This window comes from Stagnimonas sp. FW305-C-60 (assembly GCF_058782965.1).
Genome location: NZ_JBYSYF010000001.1, coordinates 251755 through 264736, shown reverse-complemented (window position 1 = coordinate 264736; position 12982 = coordinate 251755). Strand labels below are relative to the sequence as shown.

Sequence of the window (12982 nt, the reverse complement as noted above, 5' to 3'; positions counted from 1 at the left end):
GTCGCCGGTGGACGGTGTACTGATCCTCAAGTGGTGCACCGCCTTCGCCACCCCGCTGGGCTTCGCCTGCCTGCTGATCCTGCTGGGCCTGCTGCTGGCGCGGCGCTGGATCGTGGGGCTGGCGCTGGTCTGGCTGTGGCTGTGGAGCACGCCCTGGGCGGCAAACCATCTGGCCGCGACCCTGGAGCACCGCCAGCCGCTGCTGGCGGCGGAACAGCTGCCGGCCGCCGATGCCATCGTCCTGCTCGGCGGCGCCCTGGGGCCCAGCGTGCCCAACTGGTTGCCGCAGGCCAATCTGAGCCTGGCGGCTGACCGCCTGGTGTTTGCCCGCCAGCTGTATGCCGCCGGCAAGGCGCCCTACATCCTGTATTCCGGCGGCTCGCTGTCGGGCGAGCGGCCGGTGGAGGCCGAGGACGGCGCGCGGCTGTTGCAGGAATGGGGCGTGCCGGCGCAGGCCCTGGTCGTGGAGACGCATAGCCGCACCACCCGCGAGAACGCCCTCTACAGCCTGCCGCTGCTGCGCGAGCGGGGCGCCAGGCGGGTGCTGTTGCTGACTTCCGCCTGGCACTTGCCGCGGGCGCTGGTGAACTTCCGCGCCGCCGCGCAAAGGGCGGGAATGGAGATCGAGTTCGTCCCCGCCGCCTGCGATCCGGTAGACATCCCGGAGGGCAACTTCCCCGGCATGACCTGGCTGCCCAATACCGACGCGCTCAACGTCAGCCGCATGCTGTTCAAGGAATACCTGGGCCTGCTGCACGCCCGCCTGTTCGGCGGCTGAAGGCCGCGCGCGTACGGCGCGTCATCAATCGGAAACTGCCCTGTCACGTTCAGCGCCTAGGCTCAAGCGCTGAAAACTCCGGGGCCTAACTCCAATGGACGCGACGTCCTCCACGACCGCGCTGATACTCAGCCTGCGCCGCACGGTCGAGCCGATCAGTTCCCACACCACGGTCAACGACGCCGCCGACCGCATCCTCGAAGCCGGTTACGCGCAGCTGCTGTGCCTGCCGGTGGTCGACGAGGGACGGCCGGTGGGCACCATCAGTCGCCATCGCTTCAACGAGATCTTCCTGACCCGCTTCGGCCGCGAGATCCACGGCCGCAAGCCGGTGGCGCGGTTCATGAACACCGAGCCGCTGGTGGTGGAATACGACACCGCGCTCGACGAGGCCGCGCAGGCGGTGTCGGCGCAGCTCTCGGCGCCGATCACCGAGGACTTCCTGATCACCCACGAGGGCCGCTACATCGGCATGGGCGTGGTCATGGACCTGCTCTCGGCGATGCAGCTGCGGCTGGCGCAGGAAGCCGCCGCCACCGCCGAAGCCTACCGGCGCCTGCAATCCTCGCAGGCGGCCCTGGTGCAGAGCGAGAAGATGGCCTCGCTGGGCCAGATGGTCGCGGGCGTGGCGCACGAGATCAACACGCCGCTGGGCTATGTGCGCAACAACGTCGAGATGCTGCAGGGCGTGTTCCTGCAGCTCAACGAGGCGCTGGCCGAGCACGAGGCCCTGAGCCAGATGCTCGCCGACCCGGCGGTGGACGAGCAGGCGCTGGCCGCCAAGCTCGACCAGGTCGGCCTGCTCGACCAGCAGCTGCGCGGCAGCGGCCTCTTGGCCGACGCCGAGGCCTTGTTCGGCGACACTCTGTTCGGCGTCGACCAGATCCGCGATCTGGTCATCAACCTGCGCAACTTCTCGCGCCTGGACTCCGCGCACAGCGCCGATGTCGCGCTCAACGACTGCGTCGAGCAGACCCTGGTGATCGCCAACAGCGTCCTCAAGGGCCGCGTGCAGGTGGTCAAGCAGCTGGCTCCGGGCCTGCCGCTGCTGCGCGGCGCCGCCTCCCAGATCAACCAGGTGCTGCTCAACCTCGTCACCAACGCCGCGCAGGCGATCCAGCACGAGCAGGGCCGTATCGTCATCACCAGCTGGAGCGAGGCCGGGCAGCTCTACCTGAGCGTCGCCGACAACGGCAAGGGCATCGCGCCCGAGCATCTGCCGCGGGTGTTCGATCCCTTCTTCACCACCAAGCCGGTTGGCGAGGGCACCGGCCTGGGCTTGTCGATCAGCTTCCAGATCGCCCAGGCGCACGGCGGCAGCCTGAGCGTGCGTTCCGAAGTGGGCCATGGCACCTGCTTCACCCTGGCGCTGCCGGCCAAGGTCGTGGTGCGCGGCGGCACCACCCGCGCGATCGAGGAGGCGGCATGAACGACTCGGAATCCAACAGGGCGGGGCGGGCGGTGATCGGCCTGCAGCACTTCCGCCCCACCGTACTGCTGGTCGATGACGAGGAACGCATCCTGCGCTCGCTGGCGATGCTGTTCCGCCTGCAATACGAGGTGCGCGCCACCACCGACGCCCACGAGGCGCTGCGCATCGTCGAGAACGAGCGCGTGCACGTGATCGTCTCCGACCAGAAGATGCCCTTGATGCGCGGCGCCGACCTGCTGCGCCAGGTCAAGGAGAAGAGCCCGCACACCATGCGTCTGCTGCTTACCGGCTATTCCGAGCTGGACGCGGTGGTCGACTCGGTGAACGAGGGCGAGATCTTCCGCTTTCTCAACAAGCCCTGGGACGCCAACGAGATCCGTTCGACGGTCGCTCAGGCGGCGCAGATCGCCCGCGCCTCCTTCGACGCGCCGCCGGCACCGCTGCTGGAAGCGCCGCCGCTGTCCGCGCCCAGCAGTCAGCAGCTGTTCACCGGCACCGGCAGCTTCGTCGCACCCATGGCCAGCGAGCGCATCCTGGTGATCGACGACGATGCCGAGGTGGCGCGGGTGGTGCAGGAGCTGGTCGGCCCCAGCCAGCCGGTGCTCTGGGCGCGCAGCCTCGACGAGGCCTTCGCGCTACTGGAGCGCGAGTCGGTGGGCGTGGTGGTGTCGGAGCTGGAAGTCGGCGGCGAGCGCCTCACCGGCGTGCTCAAGGCGCTCAAGGCCCAGCACCCGGAGGTGGTGAGCATCGTGCTGACGCCGTTCCAGGACATCGGCACCCTGGTTGGCTTAATCAACGAGGGCCAGGTGTTCCGCCTGCTGCCCAAGCCGATCCGCAAGGGGCCGCTGGCGATGAACCTGGCTTCCGCGCTCAAGCACCACCGGGTGCTGAAAGCCGCACCCAAGCTGGCGCAGCGGCATGTGGTGCAGCCGACCAAGACACCGGAAGACGTCAGCGTCGCCGGACGGGTGATGGGTTTTCTGGCGCGCCTGCGCAGCCGGGTGCCGAGTACCTGAGGCGCTCAGCGCAGGCCGTACAGGCCCCAGGGCGGGTTGGCGTTGATGACGCGACCGATGCGGCAGTCGGCGACGAAGCTGGCGAAGCGCTGGCTGGGGTGGCTGGCGCTGATCGTGTAGACACCTGGCGGCACATTGGCCCAGATCACGCCGCCGTCCTCGGAGGTGGCGGTGGTCGAGTTGTCGGGCATCACGTCAGCGTTGAAATAGATCGCGTCCGGCATCGCCGGCGTGCCGGCGGCGGTGGCGCCGGGCACGCCATGCGGGTTGTAGCTGCGGAACTGCTCGAAAGGCATACCCACCACCTCCGGCTTGCTGACGGTGCTGACAATGGCGCAGCCCAGCACGTCCGCGAGCGGATGCCCGAGCAGAGTCATCAGCAGTGACAGGCTGGCGTAGGTCTGGTTGTCCGGCGTCTGGAAGTTGAGGTTTTCCAGATCGCGGTCGGCCACCAGGGTTTGCAGGTGGATGCTGCGGTAGCCGCTGGCGCTGATGTGCGGCGTCACCGTGCTGCCGGTGGGCACGTTCAGCCGGTAGGCGCCCTTGCTGTCAGTGATCGCGCTCAGCTCCGGCAGCTCGACGATGCCGATGGTGGCGCCGACGATGCGGCACTGGCTCTGCTCGGGCTCGGCGGCGCACTGGTTGAAGGTGTAGGCGGTGCCGCTCAGGGTGGCGGTGGCCGGGTCGCCGTCGGCGTCGCCGCCAGTGCCGTTGTTGCCGCCGCTGTCGCCGCCATCGCAGCCGCTCATCAGGGCCGCGGCCACGAGTAGGCCGCACCGCCGCAGGCTGGGTCCACGCATTTGTTTGCTCCTCGCTATTTATTGTCGTTGGTCCGCGCTCTCCAGCGCGGTGCCGCTACGCTCGGGTAAGCGGCGACGGCCGTCAAGCCGCGGCGCGCCGCTTCAGGCCAGCGGCTCGGCGCGATGCAGCAGCCAGCCCTGGAAGCGGTGTACGCCCAGGCCGGCCAGGACCTCGAACTCCGGCTCCTGCTCGACGCCCTCGGCGACGATCACCAGGCCTAGGTCCATCGCGGTCTGGCTGATGTTCTTGACGATGGCGCGGTTGACCTGGTCTTGATGGATGTCGTGCACATAGCTGCGGTCGATCTTGATGCCGGCCACCGGCAGGTGCTTGAGGTGGCTGAACGAGGCAAAGCCGCAACCGAAATCGTCGACCAGGGTCATCACTCCCAGCGCCCGCAGTCGGCCGATGAACCGCGCCGCGACTTCCAGATCGGCGATGGCGGTGGTCTCGGTGATCTCGATCTGCAGACGCCGCGCGTGCAGCGGGTGCGCTTCCAGCCAGCGCAGGATCTGGTTGGTGAGCGTGGCGTCGTCGAAGGCGCGGGCGCTGAGGTTGAGGCTGTAGGTGTCTTCCTGCGCGGGGTTGCGCTGTTCGAGCACGCGGCACAGCTGCTCGAAGACGTGGCGGTCGACCAGCGAGGAATAGCCGGCACGCTCGGCCGCCTCGATCAAGGGGCCGGCGCTGCTCACGCCCTCGCTGTTGCGGATGCGCGCCAGCACCTCTTGGCCGAGCACCCGCCGCTGGCTGTCGTAGATGTTCTGGCCGTAGAGCAGGATGCGGCCCTCGGAGATCAGCCCCTGCAGTTCGCTGCGCAGGTTCTTGGCCTGCCGGCGCACGTCCACCGCGCTGCGCACGTCCTGATACAGGCGCAAGGCGCTGCCGCCTTCGCGCTTGGCTTCGCGGGCGGCGTACTCGGCCTCGAGCACGAAGCTGCGCGCCTCGCAGGGGCGGGCGTCGATCAGCGCCACGCCGGCGCTGAACGAGATCGGCTTGAGCGGCAGCCCGGCGATGCTGGGATGCGCCTGGAAGCGCGCGTCGAGGCGCTGGTAGAGCGCGCCGATCTCCTCGCGCGTGTGCGGCTCGCAGATCACCACGAACTGGTCCGACACCCAGCGGCCGCAGTAGCAGCTGCGCGGCAGCAGCGCCTGCATGCAGTCGGCCAGGGCGCGCAGCACGCGGTCGCCGGCGGCGTGGCCGAGGCGGTCGTTGATCACCCGCATCTCGTCGATGTCCAGGGTCATCACCAGCGACTCCGGGCTCTCGCCGTTGCAGATGCGCTGGTGGCGGCGGCGGATCTCCTGCTCCACCGCGATGCGGTTGGGCATGTCGATCAGCAGATCGGTGGAGGCCACCTTCGCGATCGCGTGGCGCAGGCGCAGCTCCTCGCTCAGATCGGCGAAGGCGATCACATAGGCGTCCTGCCGGGCTTCCAGCGACCGCGGCAGGCGGCTGACGGTGACCGCCATCCGGCGCTGCGCGCCGGCGCCGGTGCGCAGGTCGAAAATCTTGCCGGAAGGGCTGTCGGCCAGCGCCAGCAGCTGAGCGAACTGCGCCTGCGCCGGGGCTGTTTCCCCCGCCGGCGGTGGCGCGGCGTCCACCGCCGCCAGTTGCAGCCAGGCGCCCAGCTCGCTGCCTTGCAGCTGTTCGGCACTGGCGTCGGTCAGGCGCAGAAAGGCGGCATTGCAGACCTGGATGCGGCCCTGGCAGTCGGTCTTCACCACGCTGTCGCGGATGGTGTCCAGCGTCGCCCTGGTCTCGTCGCGCTGCAGGCGCAGGTGTCGCTCGGCGGCCTTCTGGGCGCTGAGATCGGTGATCGAGGAAATGAAGTGCGCCGGCAGCCCCTGCGCATCGCGCACCAGGCCGGTGCTCAGGTGCGCGGGCAGCAGGGTGCCGTCGCGGCGCAGATAGCGCTTCTCCAGCTGGTAGCCATGGATCTTGCCGGCCAGGGCCTGGTTCAGCAGGCTCAGCTCGGCGGCGAGGTCGTCGGGATGGGTGATGGCCTGGAAGCTCTGGGCGGCGAGGTCGCGTTCGCTGTAGCCGAGCATGCGGCACAGCGCCTCGTTCGCCGCCAGCCACTGACCCTCGGGACTGACCATCGCCAGCCCGGTGGTGAGGGTGCGGAACACCGTCTGTTCGCGTTCGCGGGTGAGCCGGGTCTGCTGACTCTCCAGCTCCTGGGCGTGGACATCGCGCAGGGTGCCGACCACCCGCACTTCCGGCTTGGCCCCGGGGCGGGTCAGGGCGCGCACCGTGGTCCGCACCCAGCGGTAGTCGCCGTGCGGCGAGCGCACCCGGAACTTGGCGTCAAAGCCCGGCCGTTCCAGCCGTGCCGCCGCATCGAAGGCGGCGGCCAGCGCCGCGTAGTCGTCGCCGTGGATGCGCTCGCGCCAGTGCTCGGCGGTTTCGCTGCCGGGATCTTCGCGGCCCAGTTCCAGGATGTGCCGGCACTGTGGGGAAATCGCCAGCCGGCGGCTGGTGGCGTTCCACTCCCAGAGCCCGAGGCCAGCGTCCTGCAACAGGTAGGAGAGGCGGTCCTCGACCAGTGCTTCGGCGTTCTCGTCCTGAGTCGCCGCGGCCAAGGTACTGCCGCGATCCGTCTGATCTTCTGCTGTCATGCCCTACCGACGTCGCCAGGGAACCCCTGACCAAGAATATGGATGCTTACTCGGGGTTCGTCAGTGATCCCTACCGACGACCCAAAGCGGAGTTAACGCGACCAGGGGCTGCAAGTTGACAGGCTGCCAAGCCGACCACCAAGGGTTCGTTGCTGTTCGTCGCAATGAGGGCGATCGCCTGGGGCGCAGCCGCACTTGCCAAATGTACTCTCAGGCCCCAGGTGCGAACAGCGGGATAGAGCTGGATTTATCACCCCCGCCGGCCTGCCTACCGCCACCGCGGACTGGCGGCTGTTCGACACTGGGCTGAGCTGAGCGGCAGGGAGGGACCGATGAACAGTCCTAGCCTCGAATATATCGTTGCTCTTCACGAGACCGGCTCGCTGCACGCGGCCGCGCGCCGCTGCCACGCGACTCCCGGCACGGTGAGCGCGCAGATCTCCCGGATGGAGTCCTAGCTTGGAGTGCGCATCTTCGAGCGCCGATCAGACCCGGCCATCTCGACCGAGCAGGGTCTGCGCATCCTGCCGGAGATGTCCAAGGCGATCGCGCAGCTGCGCGAGGTGCGTAGCTTCAAGGAGAAGAACATCAACGGCCGCCTGGCCAGCATGGATGGCCCGATCAAGGCCTTTGCTCTGCGGGGCATCAAGGACACGCCGCCGTATCTGCACGACGATCGCCTGCTGGCCCTGTAGGTCGTGAGGCGCGCGTGCTGAGGCGGGGCCTGCGGGAGGCTTGAAAGCCCGCAGGCCCCGTCGGTTTGATGGTTCCGGTGGCGCCGGCTCGTTCGGCGGTTGGGGCCAGGCTTAGGTTCTGGGCTGCGTCCCGCTGAATGCGCTGTCGAACCTCAACAGCCGGCGCGCGACCTTGGCCATCGAGCCGCCTACTTCTTGGCGGCCTCGATCAGATGGAAGATCAGTGACAGCTGGGCGTCGGTGATCTGCCGGAAGTCCTTGGCCAGTGCTTCCGGCTCCGGCTTCAGCAGCCAGCGGCCGTCCTCGCCGGTGCCAACCACCGGGCCGTAACTGCCGTTCATTTCGATCCAGGGGAAGTCGCCGTGCTTGGGGCTGCCCATGATGGTGGCAATCGGCTGAATGCCGAAGCCGTTGTAGTTCATGCCTGGAAACAGCCGGCCGCCGCCCATGCCGACCGCGACCGGCTTGTAGCCGCCGTCATCCGGAACCAGCTTGGCGCCCAGCAGACGGGTGCGCAGCACCGGCTCGGCGTTGATGGTCGCGCCCTTGCCCAGGAAGCTGCCGCGCTCGAAGGCCATTTTCTCCAAGCGCACCTCGAAGCCCAGCGTCAGGATGCCGGTGCCCATCGCCTTGCCGATCTTCATGGTGCTGATCGGCATCTGCGGCATCTCTGCCTCGCGCAGCCAGCTCATGAACGGCGGCATGGCCTCCGAGATGCCGCTGTAGGCCACGGCGGTGACCTGGCTGGGGTAGTGGATGGCCCAGGGGTAGAGCCAGGAGTCGGCGTCCTGCTTCTCTTTCTTGGAGGTGCGCTGCGCGGCGTTGGTCAGGTCTTCGATGTGGCCGCTGGGCGGCATCGCCTTGATGCCCGCCTGCAGCTCCGGCAGGTCGAGATCGCGCGGGATCGGCACCACCTCCACCCCTAGCGCCGCGAGCCGCTGCACCACGCGCTCGTAGAGCTCATCGGTGAGCTGCTGGCGCACTTCCTCGGGCAGGTCCACCGTCACTCCGGCGCTCTTGGAGCTCCAGCTGCTGAAGCTGGCGGTGGAGAAGGTCGAGGTGCGCGCCACGTCGTCGCGCAGGCAGAAACGCACCTGGAAGCTGGGGATGATCACCTTCTTGAGCCCGGCGAGGCTCTGGGTGGTGTGGGTGCCGAAGTAGTCCCCGGCGATGCTGCCGGGATTGTTGATCGCCGCGTCGAAATCAAACGGCACCGCCTCGACCCGCTTGGGGTCGCCGCCGCCCAGCAAGCCGGCGTGGCCGGGCGTACTCGCCAGCAGCGGCAGCGAGGCAAGAGTAAACAGGAGGGCGCGACGTTGCAGATTCATGGCGGGCTCGGGGTCAGTGGTGGCCGGGCGCTCTCTGCTACTGCTGCCAGGCCGCCGCCGCGTGGCTGTTCACCAATGCGGCGCTACCTGCTGGAGAGCTACGAGACGATCATCTCAGTCGAGGTAGGGCACCGAGCAGTCCCTATCTGGGGAGGGGCGAGGGCCAGCCGCGCCTCCCGCCGCTAGCCGCCGCCGTCGCGCACATGACGGCGCAGCGCATCCATGGCGAGCAAGCTGATCTCGCCGCGACGGATGCGCAGCCAGCCGCGGGTCTCCAGCGCGCGCAGTTCCTTGTTGACGCTCTGCCGGCTCAGGCGAAGCATCCGCCCCAGGTCTTCCTGCGGCAGCTTCAACCCGATGACCACGCCACCCGGCCTGGTCTGGCCGTAGGCCTGCCCCAGGTCGAGCAGGCGCTGGACGATGCGCACGCTGGTGGGCAGCGCCTCGTCTTCCATGTGCTCCAGCGTCAGCCGCAGCTTGTTGCACAGCACCCGCGCAAAGTCCCGATACCAGGCCGGATGACGGCCGAGCACCTCGCGCAGGGCGGCCGCCGAGACCACCAGGAGCTCGGTATCACCGACCGCGTAGGCGCTGGCCGGGCGCGGCAACTCGTCGAACAGCGAGATCTCCCCGAACCAGGTTCCGGGCGCGTACAGGCCGAGCAGGCTCTCGCTGCCGTCCTTGCCGGCCGAGATCATCCGGATCAGCCCGGACTGCACGCCGTAGAGCGCGTCGCCAGGGTCGCCTTTGGCGTAGAGCATCTGCCCCCCGCCAAGGCGGCGGCTGGTGCCCATGGCGGTCAGCGTCGCGGTCAGCTCCGGGGATGCGATGTCTTGCCAGTGCTGGCTCCAGGCAGCGCTGCGCTTTGCGGACGGATTCATCGAGCCCCCTCCTGCGGCCAGGCTGGCCTAGGGACGCTGAAAGGGTATGGGGCGGCTATTCCACTGGATAGCCTTGGGTCGTATTTATCAGCTCCAACCTGATCCAGGCGCAGGGCGAAAAATCCCGGCGTGAATGTCGGCCGGATGACAGTTCTTTCTGGCCGGCGCTTCTACATTCCGATCCACGCCCCCCTTTCCCCCCCTTCGGAATCCCGACCATGTCTGTACTGCGTCCCCTGACTCTCTCGGCCTTGTGCGCCCTCGGCATCGGCGCCTGTGGCGGCTCTTCCTCCGGTGGCGCCGAGGCGGCTGGCGCGTCGGCGGCGAAACGGGAGGTGCTGGTGGTCAGCAACAACTGGAGCGGCACCGCCGATTTCGTCGATGCCCATACGTTCGAGCGCCTGATGCGCCTGGACATCGTCCCCGACAAGGCGGAGCGCGAGCAGGAAATCTTCACCCGCCCGGATCGCCTCGCGCTGTTCCTGTTCATTCGCCAGCAGATCGGCGAAGGGCATGACCAATATGTGGACGACAGCTATCTCTCGAACGACGGGCGCTACCTCTACGTGTCGCGCCCCAGCTTCGCCGACGTGGTCGCCTTCGACCTCACCACCAAAGCCATCGTCTGGCGCACGCCTATCGCCGGCTACCGCGCCGACCACATGGCGATCTCGCCGGATGGAACCCGCCTGGCGGTATCGGCCTCCACCGCCGACATTGCCCAGATCATCGACACCGCCACCGGCGCCATCGTCGGCCAGTTCGAATCCGGCAACTCGCCGCACGAGAACAATTATTCGGCCGACGGCAGCAAGATCTTCCACGCCAGCATCGGCCTGATCTACACCCCGACCGAGGCGCTCCTCGGCACCGGCGACACCACCAAGGGCAAGCGCTACTTCCAGATCGTGGACAGCGCCAGCAATCAGGTCATCAAGCGGGTGGATATCGGGCAAAAGCTGGCGGAAGCCGGCTACCCGAACATGAGCTCGGCGGTGCGGCCGATGGCCATCGCGCCCGATGAGCGGCATTTCTACTTCCAGCTGTCGTTCTTTCACGGCTTCGTCGAATACGACCTGGATCAAGACCGGATCACCCGCGTGGTCGATCTGCCCAAGCGCACCACCGCGGCCCTGGTCGACTACCAGCTGGATTCGGCGCACCACGGCCTGTCGATCAAGCCGGACGGCAGCAAGCTCTGCGCCGCGGGCACCATGGATGCCTACGCGGCCATCGTTTCCACCACCAGCTTCGCCTACAAGATCATCGACGTCGGGATGAAGCCGTACTGGACTACGCCCAGCAAAGACGGGAAATTCTGCTTTGTCTCCATCAGCGCCGAAGACGCGGTCGCGGTCATCGACTTTGACCAGGAAAAAATGGTGGCCAAGTTCCCGGTCGGCGACCATCCGCAGCGCATGCGGACCGGCAGCGTCCTGAGCTCGGTACTGGACGGAACCTGAGTCAGGCCCAGGGCCGCGCTGCAGGCCTTCGACCACGTCCTCGCGGCTGCGCACCTTGCCTGCGCGTAGCCATTGGCTCATCTCGGCGCGAAGTGGCTGGTCTTCATACGAGATGGTGATGCGTTACGCGCATCTGGCAGCGGACCATCTGAGGACAGCGGCGTGCCGGATTGATGGCACGTTTACGTCACAGAACACGCTGCGACGAGTGGCTTAGTTTCTCGTAAGACCTTGTTTGTAAATGGTGGGCCCTGTCGGACTTGAACCGACAACCAAGGGATTATGAGTCCCCTGCTCTAACCATTGAGCTAAAGGCCCGCCGAGCGCTGCGAGGGCGGGATTTTAAGCGCTGTTGGCTCTGGCGTTGCGCCGCGCCTGGCCGGGGCCGTAGCCGTGGATGCGCTTGAAGCCGCGGCGGAAGGCGGCTTCGGTCTCAAAGCCCAGCTGGCCAGATACCGCCGCCACCGACAAGCGCGGGTCGCGCAGCAGGCGCAGCGCCTCGGTCATCCGCCAGCGGGCGAGGTAGCGCATCGGCGGCTCGCCCAGCACCTCGTTGAAGCGTTGGGCGAAGGTGGCGCGCGACTGGTGGGCACGTTCGGCCAGCAGGGCTACGGTCCAGTCTTCGCCAGGCGCGGTATGGATGGCCGCCAGCGCCGGCGCCAGCCGCGGGTCGATCAGGGCCGACAGCAGGCCGCGCGCTTCGCCGCGCTGCTGCAGGTGGTGGCGCAGGGCGATGACGAACAGGGCGTCGCAGAGCTTGTCCATCACCGCCCGGCTGCCGAAGGCGCGCCGCCGTGCCTCCTCGCGCAGCAGGCTGGCCAGGCCTTGCAGGCTGGGGCCGCCGGCGGAAGCGGGCACCACCAGGCAGGGCGGCAGGGCGCGGATCATCGGCGCGGCGGCCTGGCCTTCAAACTCGAACTCGCCGCAGAGCAGCACCGCGTTGGCGTCGCCGGAGTCCAGCGCAGGTTCGGCGGCGCTGCACAGCAGGTGCGCGGCGCCGCCGGGGAACAGCACCAGGTCGCCGGCATCCAGGCACAGCGGCCGGGGCAGGCTGTCGGCGCGGATGTAGCAGCGGCCTTGCTCCACCAGGTGAAACCAGGCCAGCGGCGCCTCCGGCTCGGGTTCTTCCCAGCGGCCGCAGAGTTCCAGGCGGTCGGTGAGCCGGGCGCGCAGCTGGTAGGCGGTCAGCAGGCTTTGCAGCACCGCCTCGGCGGGGCTGGCGTCCAAATCGTTGGCGGCTGGTGTTTCGGGCATAAATGCTGGACGGCGGCGACCGGCGCGGGCGGCGGGGGCTGCCTAGTATGGCGTCGTTCCTCCACCGAGCCAGCCATGCGCCTCACCGCAATCGCCTTACGCGTGCAAAACCTGCTCGACGCCAGCCGTCGGGCGGACTGGCTGGCGCCCCTGCTGCTGCGCATCTATCTGGCGCCGGTGATGTGGATGGCGGGCTGGAACAAGGCCATGAGCTTTGCCGACACCGTGGACTGGTTCGGCAATCCCGACTGGGGCCTCGGCCTGCCGTTGCCGACGCTGATGGCCAGCCTCGCCATTGCCGCCGAGCTGGGCGGTGCGCTGAGCCTGCTGCTGGGCCTGGGCCTGCGCTACATGGCGCTGCCGATGATGGCGACCATGGTGGTGGCCATTGCCACCGTGCATTGGGAGAACGGCTGGCTGGCAATCTCCGAAGGCATGGGCCTGTTCGCCACCGAACGCACCATGGAGGCGACGGCGGCGCTGGCCAAGGCCAAGGAGATCCTCATGGAAGCCGGCGAATACGAGGCGCTCACCCGCCACGGCTCGCTGGTGGTGTTGAACAACGGCGTGGAATTCGCGGTCACCTACCTGGTCATGCTGCTGTCGCTGTTCTTCACCGGCGCCGGCCGCTGGGTCAGCCTGGACTACTGGATCCGCCGCCGGTTCGATGCATCCGCGGCGGCGCGGTCGGCGTAGAGTGCTGGCGGGCCGCATAG

At 68.2% G+C, this 12982-nt stretch carries 11 protein-coding genes, 1 tRNA gene and 2 pseudogenes; 8 read left to right on the top strand and 6 right to left on the bottom strand.

Annotated features, from left to right (window positions below; all coding sequences use genetic code 11):
* Positions 1–7 precede the first annotated feature (7 nt).
* From AC3WT6_RS01250 to AC3WT6_RS01240, 3 genes are all read left to right on the top strand, one after another.
* Positions 8–778: a YdcF family protein gene (locus AC3WT6_RS01250; protein WP_492651730.1), complete on the top strand. Its 771-nt coding sequence runs from the start codon at positions 8–10 to the stop codon at positions 776–778.
* A 94-nt stretch (positions 779–872) separates the two neighbouring features.
* Positions 873–2207 carry a sensor histidine kinase gene (locus AC3WT6_RS01245; protein ID WP_492651729.1) on the top strand — a complete coding sequence of 445 codons (1335 nt, stop codon included), beginning with the start codon at positions 873–875 and terminating at the stop codon, positions 2205–2207.
* Positions 2204–3226 (top strand): response regulator, encoded by a 1023-nt coding sequence (locus AC3WT6_RS01240; RefSeq protein WP_492651728.1) that lies wholly within the window; start codon positions 2204–2206, stop codon positions 3224–3226. Before AC3WT6_RS01245 ends, AC3WT6_RS01240 begins: the two co-directional genes overlap by 4 nt.
* Positions 3227–3231: 5 nt before the next feature.
* On the opposite strand, the gene AC3WT6_RS01235 is transcribed toward AC3WT6_RS01240, so the two are convergent.
* Both AC3WT6_RS01235 and AC3WT6_RS01230 read right to left on the bottom strand, forming a co-directional pair.
* Positions 3232–4026: a peptidase associated/transthyretin-like domain-containing protein gene (locus tag AC3WT6_RS01235; RefSeq protein ID WP_492651727.1), complete on the bottom strand. Its 795-nt coding sequence runs from the start codon at positions 4024–4026 to the stop codon at positions 3232–3234.
* Positions 4027–4128: 102 nt separating this feature from the next.
* Positions 4129–6609, bottom strand: a complete 2481-nt coding sequence (locus AC3WT6_RS01230; protein ID WP_492651726.1) for a bifunctional diguanylate cyclase/phosphodiesterase — start codon at positions 6607–6609, stop codon at positions 4129–4131.
* A 368-nt stretch (positions 6610–6977) separates the two neighbouring features.
* Here AC3WT6_RS01230 and AC3WT6_RS01225 point away from each other — a divergent pair, with 368 nt between their 5' ends.
* Positions 6978–7103, top strand: coding sequence for a helix-turn-helix domain-containing protein (locus AC3WT6_RS01225; RefSeq protein WP_492651725.1), 126 nt, complete (start codon positions 6978–6980; stop codon positions 7101–7103).
* 96 nt (positions 7104–7199) lie between these two features.
* A pseudogene (locus AC3WT6_RS01220) lies at positions 7200–7337 on the top strand (cytochrome B6); the annotation flags it as partial.
* Between the two features lie 191 nt (positions 7338–7528).
* On the opposite strand, the gene AC3WT6_RS01215 reads toward AC3WT6_RS01220, so the two are convergent.
* Both AC3WT6_RS01215 and AC3WT6_RS01210 read right to left on the bottom strand, forming a co-directional pair.
* Positions 7529–8668, bottom strand: coding sequence for a hypothetical protein (locus tag AC3WT6_RS01215; RefSeq protein WP_492651724.1), 1140 nt, complete (start codon positions 8666–8668; stop codon positions 7529–7531).
* 182 nt (positions 8669–8850) lie between these two features.
* Positions 8851–9549: a Crp/Fnr family transcriptional regulator gene (locus AC3WT6_RS01210; RefSeq protein ID WP_492651723.1), complete on the bottom strand. Its 699-nt coding sequence runs from the start codon at positions 9547–9549 to the stop codon at positions 8851–8853.
* 218 nt (positions 9550–9767) lie between these two features.
* Here AC3WT6_RS01210 and AC3WT6_RS01205 point away from each other — a divergent pair, with 218 nt between their 5' ends.
* Together AC3WT6_RS01205 and AC3WT6_RS01200 are read left to right on the top strand one after the other, a co-directional pair.
* Positions 9768–11012 (top strand): YncE family protein, encoded by a 1245-nt coding sequence (locus AC3WT6_RS01205; RefSeq protein ID WP_492651722.1) that lies wholly within the window; start codon positions 9768–9770, stop codon positions 11010–11012.
* A 94-nt stretch (positions 11013–11106) separates the two neighbouring features.
* Positions 11107–11229 (top strand): annotated as a pseudogene (locus AC3WT6_RS01200) (site-specific integrase); the annotation flags it as partial.
* 25 nt (positions 11230–11254) lie between these two features.
* Here AC3WT6_RS01200 and AC3WT6_RS01195 read toward each other — a convergent pair.
* Both AC3WT6_RS01195 and AC3WT6_RS01190 read right to left on the bottom strand, forming a co-directional pair.
* Positions 11255–11330: transfer RNA gene (locus AC3WT6_RS01195), tRNA-Ile, on the bottom strand.
* A 24-nt stretch (positions 11331–11354) separates the two neighbouring features.
* Positions 11355–12266 (bottom strand): cupin domain-containing protein, encoded by a 912-nt coding sequence (locus tag AC3WT6_RS01190; protein WP_492651721.1) that lies wholly within the window; start codon positions 12264–12266, stop codon positions 11355–11357.
* Between the two features lie 75 nt (positions 12267–12341).
* Here AC3WT6_RS01190 and AC3WT6_RS01185 point away from each other — a divergent pair, with 75 nt between their 5' ends.
* The gene (locus AC3WT6_RS01185; RefSeq protein WP_492651720.1) at positions 12342–12962 is read left to right on the top strand and encodes an HvfX family Cu-binding RiPP maturation protein; all 621 of its coding nucleotides are present in this window, start codon (positions 12342–12344) and stop codon (positions 12960–12962) included.
* The last annotated feature ends 20 nt before the right edge of the window (positions 12963–12982 follow it).